The organism is Candidatus Hydrothermales bacterium (assembly GCA_039630235.1).
GTDB lineage: Bacteria > Hydrothermota > Hydrothermia > Hydrothermales > JAJRUZ01 > JBCNVI01.
In genome coordinates, this window is the sequence record JBCNVI010000004.1 from 22,668 (window position 1) to 39,351 (window position 16,684).

General features: G+C 34.4%; 14 protein-coding genes, 1 tRNA gene and 1 pseudogene (1 of these 16 running past the window's edge). 4 read left to right on the forward strand and 12 right to left on the reverse strand.

Annotation, left to right across the window (positions count from 1 at the left end):
* The 10 genes and pseudogenes from leuS to ABDH49_05080 all read right to left on the reverse strand — a co-directional run.
* Positions 1–797: pseudogene (leuS, locus tag ABDH49_05035) on the reverse strand (leucine--tRNA ligase) (it extends 1,762 nt beyond the left edge of the window).
* A complete protein-coding gene (gene rpoC, locus ABDH49_05040; GenBank protein MEN3046330.1) occupies positions 797–4,837 on the reverse strand; it encodes a DNA-directed RNA polymerase subunit beta' in 4,041 nt (1,346 codons plus the stop codon). The pseudogene leuS and the gene rpoC overlap by 1 nt, the downstream one beginning before the upstream one ends.
* Before the next feature lie 14 nt (positions 4,838–4,851).
* The gene (gene rpoB, locus ABDH49_05045; protein MEN3046331.1) at positions 4,852–8,583 is read right to left on the reverse strand and encodes a DNA-directed RNA polymerase subunit beta; all 3,732 of its coding nucleotides are present in this window, start codon (positions 8,581–8,583) and stop codon (positions 4,852–4,854) included.
* 43 nt (positions 8,584–8,626) lie between these two features.
* Positions 8,627–9,019, reverse strand: a complete 393-nt coding sequence (rplL, locus tag ABDH49_05050) for a 50S ribosomal protein L7/L12 (GenBank protein ID MEN3046332.1) — start codon at positions 9,017–9,019, stop codon at positions 8,627–8,629.
* A gap of 21 nt (positions 9,020–9,040) precedes the next feature.
* Positions 9,041–9,568, reverse strand: coding sequence for a 50S ribosomal protein L10 (rplJ, locus tag ABDH49_05055; GenBank protein MEN3046333.1), 528 nt, complete (start codon positions 9,566–9,568; stop codon positions 9,041–9,043).
* Positions 9,568–10,284: a 50S ribosomal protein L1 gene (rplA, locus tag ABDH49_05060; GenBank protein MEN3046334.1), complete on the reverse strand. Its 717-nt coding sequence runs from the start codon at positions 10,282–10,284 to the stop codon at positions 9,568–9,570. Before rplA ends, rplJ begins: the two co-directional genes overlap by 1 nt.
* 21 nt (positions 10,285–10,305) lie before the next feature.
* Positions 10,306–10,740 carry a 50S ribosomal protein L11 gene (rplK, locus tag ABDH49_05065; protein MEN3046335.1) on the reverse strand — a complete coding sequence of 145 codons (435 nt, stop codon included), beginning with the start codon at positions 10,738–10,740 and terminating at the stop codon, positions 10,306–10,308.
* Positions 10,741–10,742: 2 nt separating this feature from the next.
* On the reverse strand, positions 10,743–11,312 hold the full coding sequence (locus ABDH49_05070) for a transcription termination/antitermination NusG family protein (GenBank protein ID MEN3046336.1): 570 nt from the start codon (positions 11,310–11,312) through the stop codon (positions 10,743–10,745).
* 191 nt (positions 11,313–11,503) lie between these two features.
* Positions 11,504–11,659 (reverse strand): 50S ribosomal protein L33, encoded by a 156-nt coding sequence (gene rpmG, locus ABDH49_05075; GenBank protein MEN3046337.1) that lies wholly within the window; start codon positions 11,657–11,659, stop codon positions 11,504–11,506.
* A 30-nt stretch (positions 11,660–11,689) separates the two neighbouring features.
* Positions 11,690–11,763: transfer RNA gene (locus ABDH49_05080), tRNA-Trp, on the reverse strand.
* Between the two features lie 101 nt (positions 11,764–11,864).
* On the opposite strand from ABDH49_05080, the gene ABDH49_05085 reads away from it, so the two are divergent.
* The 3 genes from ABDH49_05085 to ABDH49_05095 all read left to right on the forward strand — a co-directional run bounded on the left by ABDH49_05085 (position 11,865) and on the right by ABDH49_05095 (position 14,873).
* On the forward strand, positions 11,865–12,944 hold the full coding sequence (locus ABDH49_05085) for a heparan-alpha-glucosaminide N-acetyltransferase domain-containing protein (protein MEN3046338.1): 1,080 nt from the start codon (positions 11,865–11,867) through the stop codon (positions 12,942–12,944).
* Between the two features lie 52 nt (positions 12,945–12,996).
* Positions 12,997–14,430, forward strand: a complete 1,434-nt coding sequence (locus tag ABDH49_05090) for a glycosyltransferase (protein ID MEN3046339.1) — start codon at positions 12,997–12,999, stop codon at positions 14,428–14,430.
* Positions 14,431–14,546: 116 nt separating this feature from the next.
* Positions 14,547–14,873 (forward strand): PH domain-containing protein, encoded by a 327-nt coding sequence (locus tag ABDH49_05095; GenBank protein MEN3046340.1) that lies wholly within the window; start codon positions 14,547–14,549, stop codon positions 14,871–14,873.
* A 59-nt stretch (positions 14,874–14,932) separates the two neighbouring features.
* Here ABDH49_05095 and ABDH49_05100 read toward each other — a convergent pair whose 3' ends face one another.
* Together ABDH49_05100 and ABDH49_05105 are read right to left on the reverse strand one after the other, a co-directional pair.
* Complete coding sequence (locus tag ABDH49_05100; protein ID MEN3046341.1) at positions 14,933–16,135, reverse strand: DASS family sodium-coupled anion symporter; 1,203 nt, start codon at positions 16,133–16,135, stop codon at positions 14,933–14,935.
* Positions 16,132–16,419: an anion permease gene (locus tag ABDH49_05105; GenBank protein ID MEN3046342.1), complete on the reverse strand. Its 288-nt coding sequence runs from the start codon at positions 16,417–16,419 to the stop codon at positions 16,132–16,134. Before ABDH49_05105 ends, ABDH49_05100 begins: the two co-directional genes overlap by 4 nt.
* 35 nt (positions 16,420–16,454) lie before the next feature.
* On the opposite strand from ABDH49_05105, the gene ABDH49_05110 reads away from it, so the two are divergent.
* Positions 16,455–16,684 (forward strand): hypothetical protein (locus tag ABDH49_05110; GenBank protein ID MEN3046343.1); only part of this gene is annotated, 230 nt, incomplete at its 3' end.

Here is a 16,684-nt window from a genome sequence, read left to right on the forward strand (position 1 = left end):
AACTCGTGCTCTGGAGCTATAACAAGAAAAGTAACTCCGTATACTGTATCAATTCGTGTTGTAAAAACGGGTAAGGGAATATTTTTTTCTTTCAATTTAAATATTATTTCAGTACCTTCACTTTTCCCAATCCAGTTTCTCTGCATTTCTATAACTCTTCTTGGCCACTTTGTCTCAAGATACTTTAGATCTTCGAGTAATCTCTCCGCATACTTAGTAATTCTAAAGAACCACTGCTCTAATTTTTTCTTTGTAACTTCTGTTTTGCATCTTTCGCATTTTCTCTCTATGATCTGCTCATCAGCTAGAACAGTTTGACATGAGGGACAGAAGTTTACCAAGGCTTTTTTTCTGTAAGCTAATCCTTCCTTATATAACAAAAGGAAGAGCCATTGAGTCCATTTATAATATTCAGGCTCACAAGTTGATATTTCTCTTGACCAATCGTAGGATATACCAAGTTTTTTTATATCTTCCTTACCTTCTAAAGTATTTTTTAAGACCCATTCTCTTGGATGAATCTTTCTTTTAATTGCTGCGTTTTCAGCTGGAAGACCAAAGGCATCCCAACCAAAAGGATGGAGTACGTCATATCCCTTCATTCTGAAATATCTTGCCATCACATCGGTTATAGTATAGTTTCTTGCATGTCCCATATGGAGGTCACCAGAGGGATAGGGAAACATTCCTAGGACATAGATCTTTTTTTTGGGATAGGTGGGCGCCCTAAATAAGTCATTCTCTTCCCAAAGTTTCTGCCACTTTTTATCTATTTCAACAAAATTAATTTTATTCATTAAGCAGCAATATAACGCTCTTCTTCTTTAACCTTTGGTATAATTTTTATTTGCTGAAAATCTCTCAATCCTGTACCACATGGAATAAGTGAACCAACAATTACATTTTCCTTCAGTCCCTTTAGCTCATCTCTTTTTCCATAGAGTGCACTTTGACATAGGACCCTTGTTGTTTCCTGGAATGAGGCAGCAGATATAAAGCTTTCAGTAGAAAGTGCAGCCTTAGAAATCCCAAGAAGAACAGGAGAGTAAACGGCAGGTCTTCCTCCCCTTTCCCTTGTTCTCTTATTTTCTTCCTCTAGTTGCTCAATGTTTACGAACTGTCCTCTTACAAAGTGAGTATCGCCTGGATCTTCAACCTTTACGTTTCTCATCATCTGTCTAACAATTATTCCTATGTGTTTATCATGAATTCTAACACCAGAAAGTCTATAAATTTCTTGAATTTGATCAAGCAAGAACTCTTGTACCTCAATTCTTCCCTTAATCCTTAGTATATCATGGGGATCAATTGGACCAAGTGTTAAAGGCTCACCCGCGTTTACTCTTTCACCATCGTCAACCAGTAAGTACTTGCTGTAGGAGACTTTATAGGTCACTTCAAATCCTGACTCAGATATAATCTTAATTTCCCTAAAGCCCTTTTCGGGCTTACCTACTTTCACTATTCCGGAAATTTCAGCAAGAATAGCCTTATCTTTTGGAACCTTTGCCTCAAAAAGATCGTTGACTCTTGGAAGTCCACCTGTTATATCCCTTGTTTTTCCAGCTTCCCTTGGTAATTTAGCTATAAAATCACCTGCCTTTATATACTGATTCTCTTTTACCACTATTCTTGCATCCTTTGGTAAAGCGATTTCCTCAATTACGTTACCAGAATCATCAATAATTTGAACCGCAGGGTGTAACTTTTTAGATCTATCCTCCATCACGATAATTTCAACCTTACCCTCTTCAGCTGCTTCTGTGTATGTCACACCCTCTTCAAGGTCAACAAATTTCACTTTTCCAGACTTAGTTGCAAGAATCGGAATTATATAGGGCTCCCACTCACACAAAACATCACCCTTTTCAACCTGAGATCCATCTTTTACATAAACTTCAGCACCTTGAGGCACAGCAAAGTTCCTTTTAATTTCAGGATTATCCTTGTGAGTTATACGTATAAGTCCTCTCTTTGAGATAGATACAGTTTTCCTCTCACTATTTTCAGAGACGTTTAAATTGATAAACTCCACAGTTCCAGAAAAAGGGGCTTCATGTTTAGATTTCTCAAGAACTCTTGAAGCAGCTCCTCCTACATGGAAAGTTCTTAATGTAAGCTGAGTTCCAGGTTCTCCTATACTTTGTGCTGCTACCACTCCAACAGGTTCACCTATTTCTACTACTCTACCTGTTCCAAGGTGTCTACCGTAGCACTTAACGCAGATGCCACCTTTTGACTCACAGGTTAAAACGTGACGCACCTTAACTTTTTCTATTCCAAGATCTTCAATTTCTTGAGCTTTCTCCTCGGTTATAAGTTCGCCAACTCTTACGATTATCTCACCTGTAAATGGATTTCTTACGTTCTCAGCTGCGAAGTGACCCTCAATTCTTTCAGAGAGAGTCTCAATAATAGTTTCTCCTTCTTTTAGTGCGCTTACCTCTCTTCCCTGAATAGTGCCACAGTCTTCCTCAACTATTACAACTGATTGAGCTACATCTACAAGTCTTCTTGTAAGATATCCAGCATCAGCTGTTTTTAGTGCTGTATCAGCAAGTCCTTTTCTTGCGCCATGAGTAGATATGAAGTATTCTAAAACTGTCATACCCTCTTTAAGGTTAGATTTAATTGGTGTTTCAATGAACTCTCCTGTTAATCCTATAATCCTTTTAGGTCTTGCCATAAGTCCTCTCATTGCTGCAAGCTGTTTTACTTGGTCAAGTGATCCTCTTGCACCAGAATTCATCATCATATAAATTGAGTTAAAACCACCCCTATCATTTTGCATAAGTTCTACCATCTTTTCAGTTAAAATTTCGGTAACTTCTGTCCACAGGTCAAGAATTGCGTTGTACCTTTCACCTGAAGAGATTCTACCTTTTAGGAAATTATTTTCTATTTTTTCAAGTTCCTTTTCAGCCTCTTTTAGTATTTTCTTTTTATCGGAGGGAACAATCATTTCATCAATACCAAAAGTTACACCACTTTTTGTAGCCCAATAGAATCCAAGCTCCTTGATTTTATCGAGAACTTCCTCTGCTATCAGAGAGCCTTTTTCCAAATAAACGGATCTTACTAAATCAGAGAGTTTCTTTTTAGTCATTTCTTCGTTTACAAACCCAAAATCCCTAGGAAGAGCCCTGTTAAATATTATTCTTCCAGGAGTAGTTTTTTTATTTTTTGATAGCAATTCATCAACTTCAATTTCTGCGTTAAGATCAACTTTTCCAAGTTCGTAGGCAATTAATGCTTCATCAAAGGTTCCAAACCTCATTCCTTCGCCTTTTGCGCCTTTTCTTACCTTAGTAAGTATATGAAGACCTATAACCATATCTTGAGTTGGAGAAATTAGCGGAGATCCGTTGGCTGGCGAAAGCACGTTGTGTCTTGGAAGCATAAGAAAATGAGCTTCAAGCCTTGCTTCAGGTGATATCGGTACATGAACTGCCATCTGATCGCCGTCAAAATCAGCGTTAAATGGTGTACACACAAGAGGATGAAGTTGTATAGCTTTACCTTCTATAAGTTTTGGGTAGAAAGATTGTATAGAAACCCTGTGAAGTGTCGGAGCCCTGTTTAACAGCACAGGATGATCCCTAACAATCTCCTCTAATATTTCCCAAACTTCTACCGGTCTTTCCCTTATAAGCTTTCTTGCACTTCTTAAGGACTCAGCAATCCCCTTTATTTCTAATCTTCTCTCAACAAAGGGTCTAAAGAGCTCAAGAGCTATCTCTTTGGGCAAGCCTACTTCGTTTAATTTTAAATCTGGACCCACGACAATAACAGATCTTCCAGAATAGTCAACTCTTTTTCCTAAAAGGTTCCTTCTAAATCTTCCCTTTTTACCTCTTAGCATATCTGAAAGTGACTTGTAAGGTTTTCCTTGTTTTCCCATAACTGGTCTTGATCTTCTTGAATTATCTAAAAGAGCATCTACTGCCTCCTGTAAGAGCCTTTTTTCGTTTCTTAAAATTATCTCAGGTGCGCCCATTTTCGTTATATTCTTAATCCTGTTGTTTCTGTTTATGACTCTTCTATAAAGGTCATTCAAATCACTAGTTGCGTACCTACCTCCCTCCAAAGGAAAGAGTGGTCTTAAATCAGGGGGTATAACAGGTATAACTTCTAAAATCATCCATTCTGGTTTATTTCCGGAATTTATGAGAGCATCAACAATTTGTAATCTCTTTAAAACTTTTCCTCTCATTTGAGTGGCTTTTTCTGTTTTCAGTTTAACTCTCAATTCAGCAGAGAGTTCCTCTAGATCTATCTCTTTAAGGAGTTTCTTTATTGCTGAAGCTCCCATTTCAGCTAAAAAGCCATCCTTATATTCATTAGCATAATGTTCATACTCTCTATCAGAGAGAACTTGTTTCTTTAAAAGAGGAGTATCCCCTGGATCTATTACTATGTATTTATCGTAGTATAAAATACTTTCAAGGTCACTTGAATTTATGTCTAAAAGAAGAGCTATGGTTGATGGAGGGATTTTATAAAACCAGATATGGGCAACAGGAACTGCAAGTTCAATATGTCCCATTCTTTCTCTTCTAACTGAAGATGTGGTGACTTCTACTCCGCACTTATCGCATACGGTGCCTGCAAATCTTTTTCCTTTAAAGGCACCACATGCACACTCATAATCTCTGATGGGTCCAAAAATAGTTTCACAGAAAAGTCCGTGTTTTTCTGGTCTTTGAGTTCTATAATTTATTGTTTCTGCAGTTTTGACCTCGCCATAAGACCAACTTCTTATTGTCTCTGGTGAAGCTAGTCTTATTCTAATTGCTCTTAAAATCTCGGGTTGTAACCCTGCTACTGAGGGCTTCATTCTTACCTCCTTTTTTAAATTTTTTCTTTTTCAATTTCGATATCTAAACAGAGCCCTCTTAGTTCATTTAATAAAACATCAAAGGAAACAGGTAAAGAGGGCTCTGGGGCCTCTTCACCCCTTATAATTGCTTGATATAACCTATTTCTACCCTTTACATCATCAGACTTTACTGTTAACATTTCCTGCAATGTATATGAGGCTCCATAAGCCTCTAAAGCCCAAACTTCCATTTCTCCAAATCTTTGTCCGCCAAACCTTGCCTTACCTCCCAAAGGTTGCTGTGTAATTAAGGAGTAGGGACCAACTGCACGAGCATGAATCTTATCCTCAACCATATGAACAAGCTTCATCATATAAATATATCCTACTGTTACTTCATTTCTTAGTTCTTCTCCAGTTCTTCCGTCCCTTACCTTAACTCTTCCATTAGGAGGTAACCCAGCTTCTTTTAGTTCTTTTTCGATCTGTTCTATTGTCATTCCTTCAAAGACAGGACAGGAGTAGTAGACGCCCTTTTTCTTTGCAGCCCATCCAAGAATAGTTTCTAAGATTTGACCTACATTCATTCTGGAGGGAACACCAAGTGGATTTAAGACAATATCAACAGGTGTTCCATCTTCAAGGAAAGGCATGTCTTCTATAGGTGCAATCTTTGCAATAACACCTTTGTTACCATGTCTTCCCGCTAATTTGTCTCCAACTCTAAGTTGCCTTTTTTGTGCTATGTAAACCTTAATTAGCATATTGACTCCGTGGGGAAGTTCATCTCCAATCTCAACCAGTTGCTTTCTTGCTTGATATTCCTTTTGTATTTCATCAAGTTTTTCATTTAGCTTTTTAGATAGTTCTATTATTTCTTTTTCAACTTCATCTCCTCCAAGAAAGCCCTCCTCAAAGACTACATCCAAGTACTTTGTACCCCTAAAGAATTCTTCGTTAAAGGCGTTTCCCTTTCGTATAAGTACTTTTCCTCTTTTATTTCTAAGAGAAATTTCTGTTTTTTTACCAAGTAAAAGTTTCATCAGTCTATCCTTGTACAGGTACATAACTTTTTCTCGCTTTCTCATAAATTCCTCTTCAAGTGCCATTCTTCTTTCTCTTATTATTTTTTTTGCAAGGGGATGATCAAAATTTCTGGTTAAAATAACTACATCAACTACAACTCCTTGAACACCTGGAGGTACTCTTAAACATGAATCCTTCACATCTCTTGCTTTATATTCGAAAATCGCTTGAATTAATTTATCTTCCGGAGAGTACTCTCTTTCTCCTCTTGGGGAAACCTTTCCAACAACAATATCATCGGGGAATACCTCTGCTCCAATTCTAACTATACCGTATTCATCAAGATTTTTAAGTGCTTCCTCACTTACATTTGGTATATCTCTTGTTATTTCCTCGGGACCTAGTTTTGTCTCCCTAACTGTAACTTCAAGTTCCTTTATATGTATAGAAGTAAAAACATCGTCTTTTAAAAGTCTCTCTGAAACGACTATAGCATCTTCAAAGTTATATCCATACCAAGGGATAAATGCTACAAGAAGGTTTTTTCCAAGAGAGAGTTCACCCATATCTGTTGCGGCGTTATCAGCTAACAAATCACCTGTCTTTACTCTATCTCCGGGTTTAACTCTGACTCTGTGGTGTAAAATTGTTTCTTGATTTGTTTTTTTAAAGTTAGTTAAATAATAGATGTCAAGGGGTTCTTCCCAAATAGACTCTATATCCTCTGCCTTATCTGGTTTTATAACTATTTTTCTTGCATCTGCTTCTAGAACAACTCCGTCTCTTTTGGCGAGGATAACCATTCCAGTATCATAAGCTATTTTTCTTTCCATTCCTGTTCCTACAAGTGGTGCTTCAGGTTCAATTAGTGGAACTGCTTGTCTTTGCATGTTTGAACCCATGAGAGCTCTATTTGCGTCATCATGCTCTAAAAAAGGTATAAGAGATGCTGATGGAGAAACAAGTTGTCTAGGTGAAACATCGATAAAGTCAACTTCTTCTTTTTTTACAGTTGGATAACCTCCTCCGAATCTAACAGGAACAAGCTCAGGAACTATTTCTCCTTTTTGGTTAATTTCTACATCTGCAGGAGCTATTTTATAGTTTTTCTCTTCGACAGGTGTCATATAGACTATCTCATCGGTAATTTTTCCGTTTTTTACCCTTCTTAAAGGTGTTTTTATGAAACCGTATTCGTCTACTTCAGCGTAAGTTGTAAGTGAGGCAATAAGACCTATATTTTGACCTTCAGGAGTTTCAATTGGACAGAGTCTTCCATAGTGGCTTGGATGTACGTCTCTTACTTCAAAACCAGCTGTTTCTCTAGTTAATCCACCAGGGCCAAGAGCAGATAGTCTTCTTTTATGAGTCAATTCTGCAAGTGGATTAGTTTGATCGAGAAATTGAGATAGTCTATTTACTGTAAAGAACGATTTCAGTAAATTAGCGATAATTTTTGGATTTATGAGTTGTCTTGGGGCTACAATCTGATCTCTCTCGGCAAGGAACTTCTCCTTAATGTTTCTATTAAGTTTCATAAAGGCCATTCTTAGATGGTTTGTAAGTAGCTCTCCTACTCTTCTGACTCTTCTGTTTTCGAGGTGATCTACGTCATCGGGTTTTTCGTTACCATTATAAAGATCTAAAAGTTTCTTAAATATTTGAACTAGATCTTCTTTAGTAAGTTCATGAACGTTTTCATCGATATTTAATCCGAGTTTTGTATTTAGCTTATATCTACCGACGGCTCCAAGATCCATTCTTACTCTTGAGAAGAAGGTTTCGTTGAAAAATTCTTCAGCTTCTTCTATGGTTGGAGGAGCAATATATTTTAAGAGTCTATAAATTGCTGTTAGGGCATCATGTTTTGTTTTGGCTCTATCGTGTCTTATTGTTGTAGTTATTACATCAAGTCCTGGAGTAGCGAGACTATACACTTTTACGCTTTTAAATCCTGCTGCTTCAAGACCGGCAATTACCTTTTCTGTAACTAAATCCATAGTATCGTATAAAAGTTCTCCCTGAGGACCAGTTACTTCCTCAGCTAGAATAAACGTGTCTGGTTCAATTGATTTTAAGGATCTTACTTCTGGTTCACCGAAGAATAGTCTTAAGATGTCGGAATTTGTTTCATAGCCCATGGCCCTAAGGATTCTTGTTACGGGGAATCTTCTTCTTTTAAGGATAGTGACACCGTAAACCTTTTGGGAATCGATTGAGAATTCAATCCATGGTCCCCTGTACGGAACAAATAGGGCTATGTATTTATATTTACCCTCTTCTTGTTCTATATCAAGATAGACTCCAGGAGATCTGTGTAGTTGGTTAACAATTACTCTTTCTATGCCGTTTATGATAAAGGTTCCTTTGTCTGTCATTAAGGGCAGATCAAGAAAGAATATCTCTTCTTCCTTTATTTTTTTGACTTTTTTATCAGAACCAATTTCCTTTAATCTGAACTTAACGTAAATTGGTGCGCTGTAGGTTAAGTTTTTCTGAATACATTCCTCAGGTTTAAATCTTGGGCTTTCAACTCTATAGCTTACGTATTCCAGTACAAATTTTTTCCCTGGATCTTCAACTGGGAAAAATTCTCTAAAAAGGCTTTCTAAGCCTATATTTTTTCTTTCTTGAGGTTCAACATCTTCCTGCAAGAATTCCTTATAGGAACTTATCTGAATTTTTAAAAGGTCAGGTATTGGTAAAATCTCTTTTTTAGAGCCAATTCTTTCCCTCATTACTCTTCTTTTTAGCGGCTTTTTTAAAACTTATTAGTTAAATTTATTTAATTTCTACTTTTGCACCGAGAGCCTCAAGTTTTTTCTTTATCTCTTCTGCTTCATTTTTTGAGACGCCCTCTTTAATGGGCTTTGGAACTGTATCAATGAGTTCTTTAGCTTCTTTTAGGCCTAGACCAGTTATAGCTCTAACTTCTCTTAAAACTTTAATTTTCTCGGGGCCTGCATCAGCAAGGATAACGGTAAATTCTGTTTTTTCTTCTTTTTCTTCAACTACTTGAGCTTTGGGAGCCACCCCAACAGCAGCTGCAAAAACTGGGGCCTGTGCTGAAACTCCAAATTTTTCTTCTAGCTTTTTGACTAGCTCGGCTAACTCTAAAACCGTAAGCTGCTCTATTCCTTCTATTATTTGATCAAGAGATAATTTTTGCGCCATTTTAAATTTTAAGTTATTTAATTAAGGATTAGAACCTTCTTTTTTTACTTTTATTTCATTTAAAACATATAAGAGATTTCTAATCAAACCATTCAAAGTAAAAATCAATCCGTAGAGAGGACTTTGTATTTTTGAAATTAAATCCTGTAAAAGGACGCCTTTAGGTGGCAACTTTGCTATGATCTCAACTTCACTTTTTTCTAACTTTTTCCCTTCAATATAGCCCCCTTTAATATCCCCCTTGCCCTTCTCTTTAATAAATTCATAGAAAACCTTTAATGGGTTAACTGGATCATTATAGGCTATTAAAAGAGCACTTACATTCTTTAAAAATTCATCGAGCTCTTTTATATTATATCTTGAAAGTGCAATTTTAAATAATCTATTTTTTCCAACTTTAAGTAATCCGTTTTCTTTTTTTATCTTAGCCCTTAATTCATTCATCTCTGGAACATTAAATCTTTTAAAATCAACTACGTATATTGCCTTTGCATTGTTTAATAATTTTGTGTATTTTTCTACAGCTTCAATTTTTTGCTTAGACGGCATTACGCTCTCCTCCTTTTAGCCTCCTCTATTACATAATTTACATCGATTTTTAATCCAGGACCCATAGTAGTAGATAGAGCAATCTTTAAAATGTAACTTCCTTTTAAGCCTGAGGGTTTTGCGTTTAAAACTTCGTTTAAAAAAGTGTAAAAATTATCTAAAAGTTGGTGATCAGTAAAGTTAACTTTACCAATAGGTGCGTGTATATTACCTGTTCTATCCACCTTGAACTCAATTCTACCTTTTTTAAGTTCCTTTACTACTCTTCCTATGTCTTTAGTTACTGTTCCTGTTTTTGGTGAAGGCATAAGTCCTCTTGGACCTAAAATTTTTCCAAGTTTTGAAACCTCTTTCATCGCTTCAGGAGTTGTAACAACCACATCAAAATCAAGCCAACCTTGATTAATTTTATCGATATATTCCTTGAAACCTACATAGTCAGCACCAGCCTCAAGTGCTTCCTTTTCTCCTTCACCTGGTGTCAACACAAGCACTTTTACTTTTTTGCCCGTACCATGAGGTAATAGACAAGTTCCTCTTACCATCTGGTCCTGCTTCTTAGGATCCACATTCAGCTTAATAGCACACTCAACAGTTTCAACAAACCTTACGTTAGATAGGCTTTTTAGAAGGGGTATGGCCTCTTCCGGCTTATAGTACTTTGTTTTATCTACTTTTTCAAGTAAGGCAAGGTATCTCTTGCTATGTTTAGCCATGTTAGCCCTCCCCCTATTAACTTAGTCTACAATTTCGATTCCCATGCTCCTTGCTGTTCCCTCGATAATTTTCATTGCAGCTTCGAGGGAGGAAGTATTTAAGTCTTTCATTTTCATTTTAGCTATTTCTTCAATATCTTTTCTTGTAACTTTTCCCACCTTAACCTTGTTAGGTTCTCCTGATCCCTTTGCGATTTGTGCTTTTTTCTTTAGAAGAACAGAGGCGGGAGGAGTTTTTAGGACATAGGAAAAGGATCTATCTTTATAGACTGTTATTACGACAGGGATTATAAGGCCTGGTTCCATTTTCTTTGTGTCTTCGTTGAATCTCTTGCAGAATTCCATGATATTGACTCCGTGCTGACCGAGGGCAGGACCAATTGGTGGAGCTGGAGTGGCCTGCCCTGCCGGTACTTGTAATCTAATTTCTGCTACAACTTCTTTTTTTCCTTTCATTTTTATCTAATCCTTTCAACCATATCAAAATCAAGGTCAGAAACCATAGTTGCTCTTCCAAAAATTGTTACGACAACGTTAAGTTTACCCCTATCAGGGTATACCTTATCCACCACACCTATAAAGTTTTCAAAGGGGCCAACCAAAATTCTAACCTTATCTCCTGGTAAAAAGGGGCTTTCAGCTTTTCTTCTCTCTTGTTCTTCTCTTATTGTTTCAAGTAGTCTATCTACCTCTTCTTTTTTTAGTATAGGAATTTCTTTTGTTGGATCTCTTGCAAGTAAAGGTCTTAAGCCGGTGTATTCTTGGAGCATAGTGATAACTTCGGTTGCGTCTTTTTTTATTTCAACAAGTACATAGCCAGCAAAGAGTGGTTTTTGGTGTGGGACTCTTTTTCCGTCTTTCATTATTTTAATTTTAGTTTCTGTTGGAATAAGAACTTGTTTTATTTTATCTTTTAAATTTTTTTCTTCTATAAAATTTTCTAAAATTTTTTTGATTTTATTCTCTTTTCCTGAGAGTGTCCAAAAGACTATCCACTGGGTTTCTTCTTTTTCTTTTATTTCTTTCATTTTAGTATTAAGCTAATGATTCTAGAGAAGATAAAGTCTAAGATAAAGATAAAGATAGTGACTATGATTGAGAATATTATTACGCCGAGTGTTGCGCTCATGACGATTTTTTTTTCTGGCCAAGTCATTCTTTCCATTTCTACTTTTACTTCTTTTAAAAAATTTATTGTTTTTAAAATTAAGTTCATTTCTTATTTAATTTTTGTCTCTTTATGTACTGTGTGTTTTTTGCACCACTTACAGTACTTTTTTAATTCAACTTTTAATGTCTTTTTTTCCTTTGATTTAGTGGTTCTATAATTTCTTCTTTTACAAACAGAACAAGCTAAAAAAATAGCCTCTCTCATTCACCCTATATATTTTTTTAATTTCAGTTTCAGGCCCGGAGGGATTTGAACCCCCAACCATCGGATTTGGAATCCGACGCTCTACCTAGTTGAGCTACGGGCCTTTTTATAGTTTAACCCTTTAATTATACTTTACATTTTTCAATTTGTCAAGTTATAATATTTCACCGCGAACTTTCTTTATTTAAAAATAGATTTTAACTAAATGGAGGCAAGCAAAAAAAGATATTTATTTATTGATATTTTAAGAGGTATTGCAGTTCTTGAAATGATACATGGTCATACACTTGATGCCCTTCTTTCTCCTTCTCAGAAGCTATCGCCCTTTTATACTTTTTGGACACATATAAGGGGATACACAGCGCCCCTATTTCTTTTTTCTTCGGGAATCAGCTTTTATTTATCAACGATCGGAAAAGAGGATTATCTATTTTTAACAAGACCCTTTTTTAAAAGATTAGGAAGAATATTTTTTATCATCCTTTTAGGTTATACTTTACATTTACCCTATTTTTCCTTAAGAAAAACTCTTTTTAATTCGACTTTTGATGATGTTAATAGGCTTTTAAATATCGATATTTTGCAATGTATTGGATTTAGTCTTTTAATTTTACAGCTCCTCTATTTTATCCTTAGAAGGGAAGTTCTATTTTTGTTTGGTAATTATGCTTTAATTCTTCTACTTACTATTCTGGCTTTTTATCTTATAAAAGGCTATGATCCTAAGTTGCCCCTATTTTTTTCAAAATTTCTAAAAGACTCTAATTTTCCCTTGGTACCTTTTTCTATTTATCTTTTCTCAGGTATTTATTTAGGATACTTAATAAAAAAAGTAGGGGAAAAAAATTCGTCCTTTTTTATTTTTGCTACTTTAAGTTTCCTAAATTATGTTTTAATGCGGTCTTTTTTGATGGATTTAAGTGATATTTACCTTAAGATATTAATTCTCGGAATACTATCTTTTTTACTTTTCCAGTTCGAGGAGAAAAAGTCTTTTATATTAAGGATAGTTGAAGTAATAGGAAGGGAGTCTTTGTTTGTTTATTATGCGCATTTACTTTTAATTTATGGTTCAGTTTTTAACAAAATTTCGCTTAAGTTTTTTTTCAGTGGTAAATTGGGTTTTTTTGAGATATATATAATAGTTCTTTCTCTTTTTTTAATTTTTACATTTTTGTCTCACATTTGGAACTTTATAAAAAAGAGGTATTTTCTTTTGTCGGTTTTAATTAAAAACTTCTTTTACCTTTACTTCATTATTAATTTTATTACGAGACCCTATTGAGTTTTTTTGTTGGTTTGAAAAATTTTTTTTCTATTTCATATAATAGGTTCAAATGTATTTTCTTTTTGTTCTTTTTTTTCTGCCTGTTTTTCTAACATTTGCAATCTTTGGGGCCTATAGGTTTTGGCTTTTTATCCTTTATAGAGATATCGGAAAAAAAAATTTAAATCAAGGGGAACTTAAAGAGTATCCCTTTGTAACAATTCAAATACCTGTTTACAATGAACTCAATGTAATTGAAAGGATCATAGAAAGTGCTGTAAAGATTGATTATCCAAAAAATAAATTTGAAATTCAGATTTTAGATGATTCTGACGACGAAACAAAAGATTTAATTGATAAGTTAGTTGAGAAAAAAAGAGCTGAGGGGAATCTTATTTATGTGGTAAGAAGGGAAAGTCGAAGTGGTTTTAAGGCTGGAGCTTTAAAAAATGGGCTTAAATATGCAAAGGGAGATTTTATAGCAATTTTTGATGCAGATTTTATTATACCCCCTGATTTTTTGAAAAAAACGTTGCCTTACTTTAGTGATCCTAAGGTTGCCTTTGTTCAGGCAAATTGGGATTTTGTAAACGAGAAGGAGAATTTACTAACAAGAATTCAGGCAATGCTTCTTAGAACCCATTTTTTGCTCGAACAAGACTCAAAATTTAAAAAGGGATTTTTCTTTAATTTTAATGGAACAGCAGGAATTTGGAGAAAATCAGTGATTATTGAATCTGGAAATTGGCAGTGTGATACACTTGCTGAAGATTTAGATTTGTCCTTAAGAAGCTATTTAAAGGGGTTTAAGGGAGTTTTTCTAAAGGATTTAAGTGTTTTATCTGAGTTACCATCAGATTTAAAATCTTTTTTGGTTCAGCAAAAAAGATGGACAAAGGGGACTTTCCAAGTGGCCTTAAAGTTTTGGAGAGAGATTTTAAGATCGAATTTAAAAAGGGATGATAAGTTGAGTATACTTATACATGTTTTTTCTCCCTTACTTTACATTTTAAATTCATTTTATTTTTTAATTATTTGGCCTCTATCTAAATACTCTCACATAATTTTTGGTCTATTTATCCTATTTTTTGGTCTTTTTAATCTTTATAACATTTGGTTAATTGATAAAAAGGTAAAGATTAATTATCTTTTAGAGTGGAGGTTAAGAGATATTTTTTATTTAATACTTATTTTCACTTTTTTTTGTTTTGAGGGGTCAAAGTCTGTATTTGAGGCAACTTTTAAGAGAAATTTTATTTTCGAGAGGACTCCAAAAAAGGGAAGTGGGAAGAAGTTTTATTCTACGAAAAAAAATATTGACAAATCTCTATTACTTGTCTTTTCCTATTCTTTTTTTGCTATATTTATCTCTATTAAACTTAAACTCTATGGAGTTATTCCTTGGTTTTTTATCTTAGCTTTAAGTGCCCTTTTATATTTAAAAGAAAGTTTTAATGATGCCTTTTTATGCAAAATTCACAGATTTAGACTTAGACCTAACTAACTTAAATGAAGGAATTTAATTCCTCAAAGGGCTTAATAATTTATCTCGTCTACGCCTTCTCTTTTCTTATTTTTCTACTCGTCTTACTAAATTTTTTTCCACAGAAAAAAGTAAATTTGAATATTTATCTCTTGGGAATCATTCTCGCAATTATTCTTTATTCTATCAGTTCAATAAAATACTTTCTAAGCTCAAGAGATCTAATAATAAAAATTGGTTTTTTAAAAATAAGATTTGATTTAGAAAATCTTGAAAAAATTTATTTTAAGAAATTTCCGGCCCTTAAAGATAAGGCATTAAGATTAAATATAAATTTTTATACAGATTTTAAAAACATAATTGTTCTACAGTTTAAAAAAGTTTCTATCACAATTTCTCCTGAGAACCCTGTAGCCTTTATTGAAACATTAAAAGCTTATAAACCGGATGTGGAGATAGAATAACAGTTTTTCAGCTTCTCATTCTTCATGTCAGCTTCAGAACGCTAAAAGAGTTAATTTACCTAAACCGATAAACTAAAGGGTAAGAATATAAATAGTCCAAAAAGTATAATTAAAAAACCAAGGATATCAAAAATTATACCTGTTTTTAGCATTTTTGTAATTGGTACAAGACCGGATCCATAAACAATAGCATTTGGTGGAGTAGAAATTGGCAACATAAATCCATAACTTGCACCAAGACAAGCACCAATTGCCGGATACAAGGGATTAACATCTGCTGCCTTTGCAATAGAAATCATTATGGGTATCACCATATTAGCCGATGCTGTATTAGAGGTAAACTCACTCATTATAATACCAAGCGCGATTGCTAAAGCAGTTATGGAGAACAGGTTTTTTGCACCTGTTAAGTTAATAAGAAACTTACCAAGTGAATCTCCTAATCCTGTTGTGAACATGAGATTACCAAAAGAAAGCCCACTGCCAAATAAAATTATTGTTCCCCAATCTATTTTAACAGCATCTTTCCACTCTAACGTAAATTCAAGCTTTTTGAAGTTTATAGGTAACAAAAATAACAAGGTGGCACCTAGTATTGCAACAACTGCCTCAGGCATATGAGATTCAAACCACTCTATCTCTATACCAAAAAGGGACATAAATCCGGGCATAATCCAAAGCACAACTGTTATTAAAAAAGCAACTATTACATTTTTTTCACCCCTTGTTATTTTCCCAAGTTCCTGTTTTTTTTCTTTAATAAAAAAGTTAATATCAATAGCACTTTTAATTTCAGCAGGGTGCAAGGAAGTAAGAAGAAGGAAAAGAAAAATAAACATTATTATTACAATTGGTAAGGTAAAGAGCATCCACTCAAAGAAAGATATTTTTATACCTAATATTTTATCAATAAGGCCAATTCCAATAAGATTAGGTGGTGTACCGACTGGTGTAGCAATTCCACCGACAGAGGCTGCATAGGCTAGCATAAGCATTAAAGATGTGGAGTAATTAGGTGATTTTTTTATACGGTTTATAACTTCCAAAATACCAAGACCTATTGGAAACAACATAGCGGTTGTAGCAGTGTTACTAATCCACATAGAAATAAAAGCTGCTATTAACCCAAATAAAAAAAGGGCACCTTTTACGTCTTTACTCATAAAATTTATAGAAAGTAAATAAAAGGCAAAGCGCTCATGTAGATTATACTTTTTCATCGATTCTGCTATGATAAAACTTCCGATAAATAAAAATATCACAGGGTCAGCAAAGGGAGAGAACGCTTTTTTACATCTTCAATACCCAAGATAACAACAAGTGATACACCTAATAATCCTGTAACTGGAATAGGTATTGGTTCAAAAATCCACCATATAATAACAAGGGATAAAACTGCTACTAACTTATGCGCCTTAGCCGTTAAATCTGGAATCGGAATTAAGTAGATGATAACAAAAATTATAGGACCTAAAAATATACCAATTAACTTTTTTATCTTTTCAAATCTTTCCTCTATTTCGGATACAACTTCCTGTGGTTCCATTTTCAACTTAATTATAAAGGTTATATAATTTATATATGAAAGAAGTGTTGCTATTTTTACTTTTTGTGCAATATGGAGGGAATCTTAGATTTCTATATAAAACAAAAATAAATGATGATGTTGGAAGTGCCTATCAATCAAGGCCCTGTGTCTATTATAGTAGTGTAGATTCCACGCTTTACGTTGTATTTGAGGATGATAGAGATAATGACAATTTAAAGGAAATATACTTTTCAAAATCAACTGATTTTGGAAGAAGCTGGTT

Coding starts and splice junctions, on each gene's coding strand:
- rpoC (MEN3046330.1), bottom strand. CDS start 4,837: ATGAAGCCCTCAGTAGCAGGGTTACAACCCGAGATTTTAAGAGCAATT.
- rpoB (MEN3046331.1), bottom strand. CDS start 8,583: ATGAGGGAAAGAATTGGCTCTAAAAAAGAGATTTTACCAATACCTGAC.
- rplL (MEN3046332.1), bottom strand. CDS start 9,019: ATGGCGCAAAAATTATCTCTTGATCAAATAATAGAAGGAATAGAGCAG.
- rplJ (MEN3046333.1), bottom strand. CDS start 9,568: ATGCCGTCTAAGCAAAAAATTGAAGCTGTAGAAAAATACACAAAATTA.
- rplA (MEN3046334.1), bottom strand. CDS start 10,284: ATGGCTAAACATAGCAAGAGATACCTTGCCTTACTTGAAAAAGTAGAT.
- rplK (MEN3046335.1), bottom strand. CDS start 10,740: ATGAAAGGAAAAAAAGAAGTTGTAGCAGAAATTAGATTACAAGTACCG.
- ABDH49_05070 (MEN3046336.1), bottom strand. CDS start 11,312: ATGAAAGAAATAAAAGAAAAAGAAGAAACCCAGTGGATAGTCTTTTGG.
- rpmG (MEN3046337.1), bottom strand. CDS start 11,659: ATGAGAGAGGCTATTTTTTTAGCTTGTTCTGTTTGTAAAAGAAGAAAT.
- ABDH49_05085 (MEN3046338.1), top strand. CDS start 11,865: ATGGAGGCAAGCAAAAAAAGATATTTATTTATTGATATTTTAAGAGGT.
- ABDH49_05090 (MEN3046339.1), top strand. CDS start 12,997: ATGTATTTTCTTTTTGTTCTTTTTTTTCTGCCTGTTTTTCTAACATTT.
- ABDH49_05105 (MEN3046342.1), bottom strand. CDS start 16,419: ATGGAACCACAGGAAGTTGTATCCGAAATAGAGGAAAGATTTGAAAAG.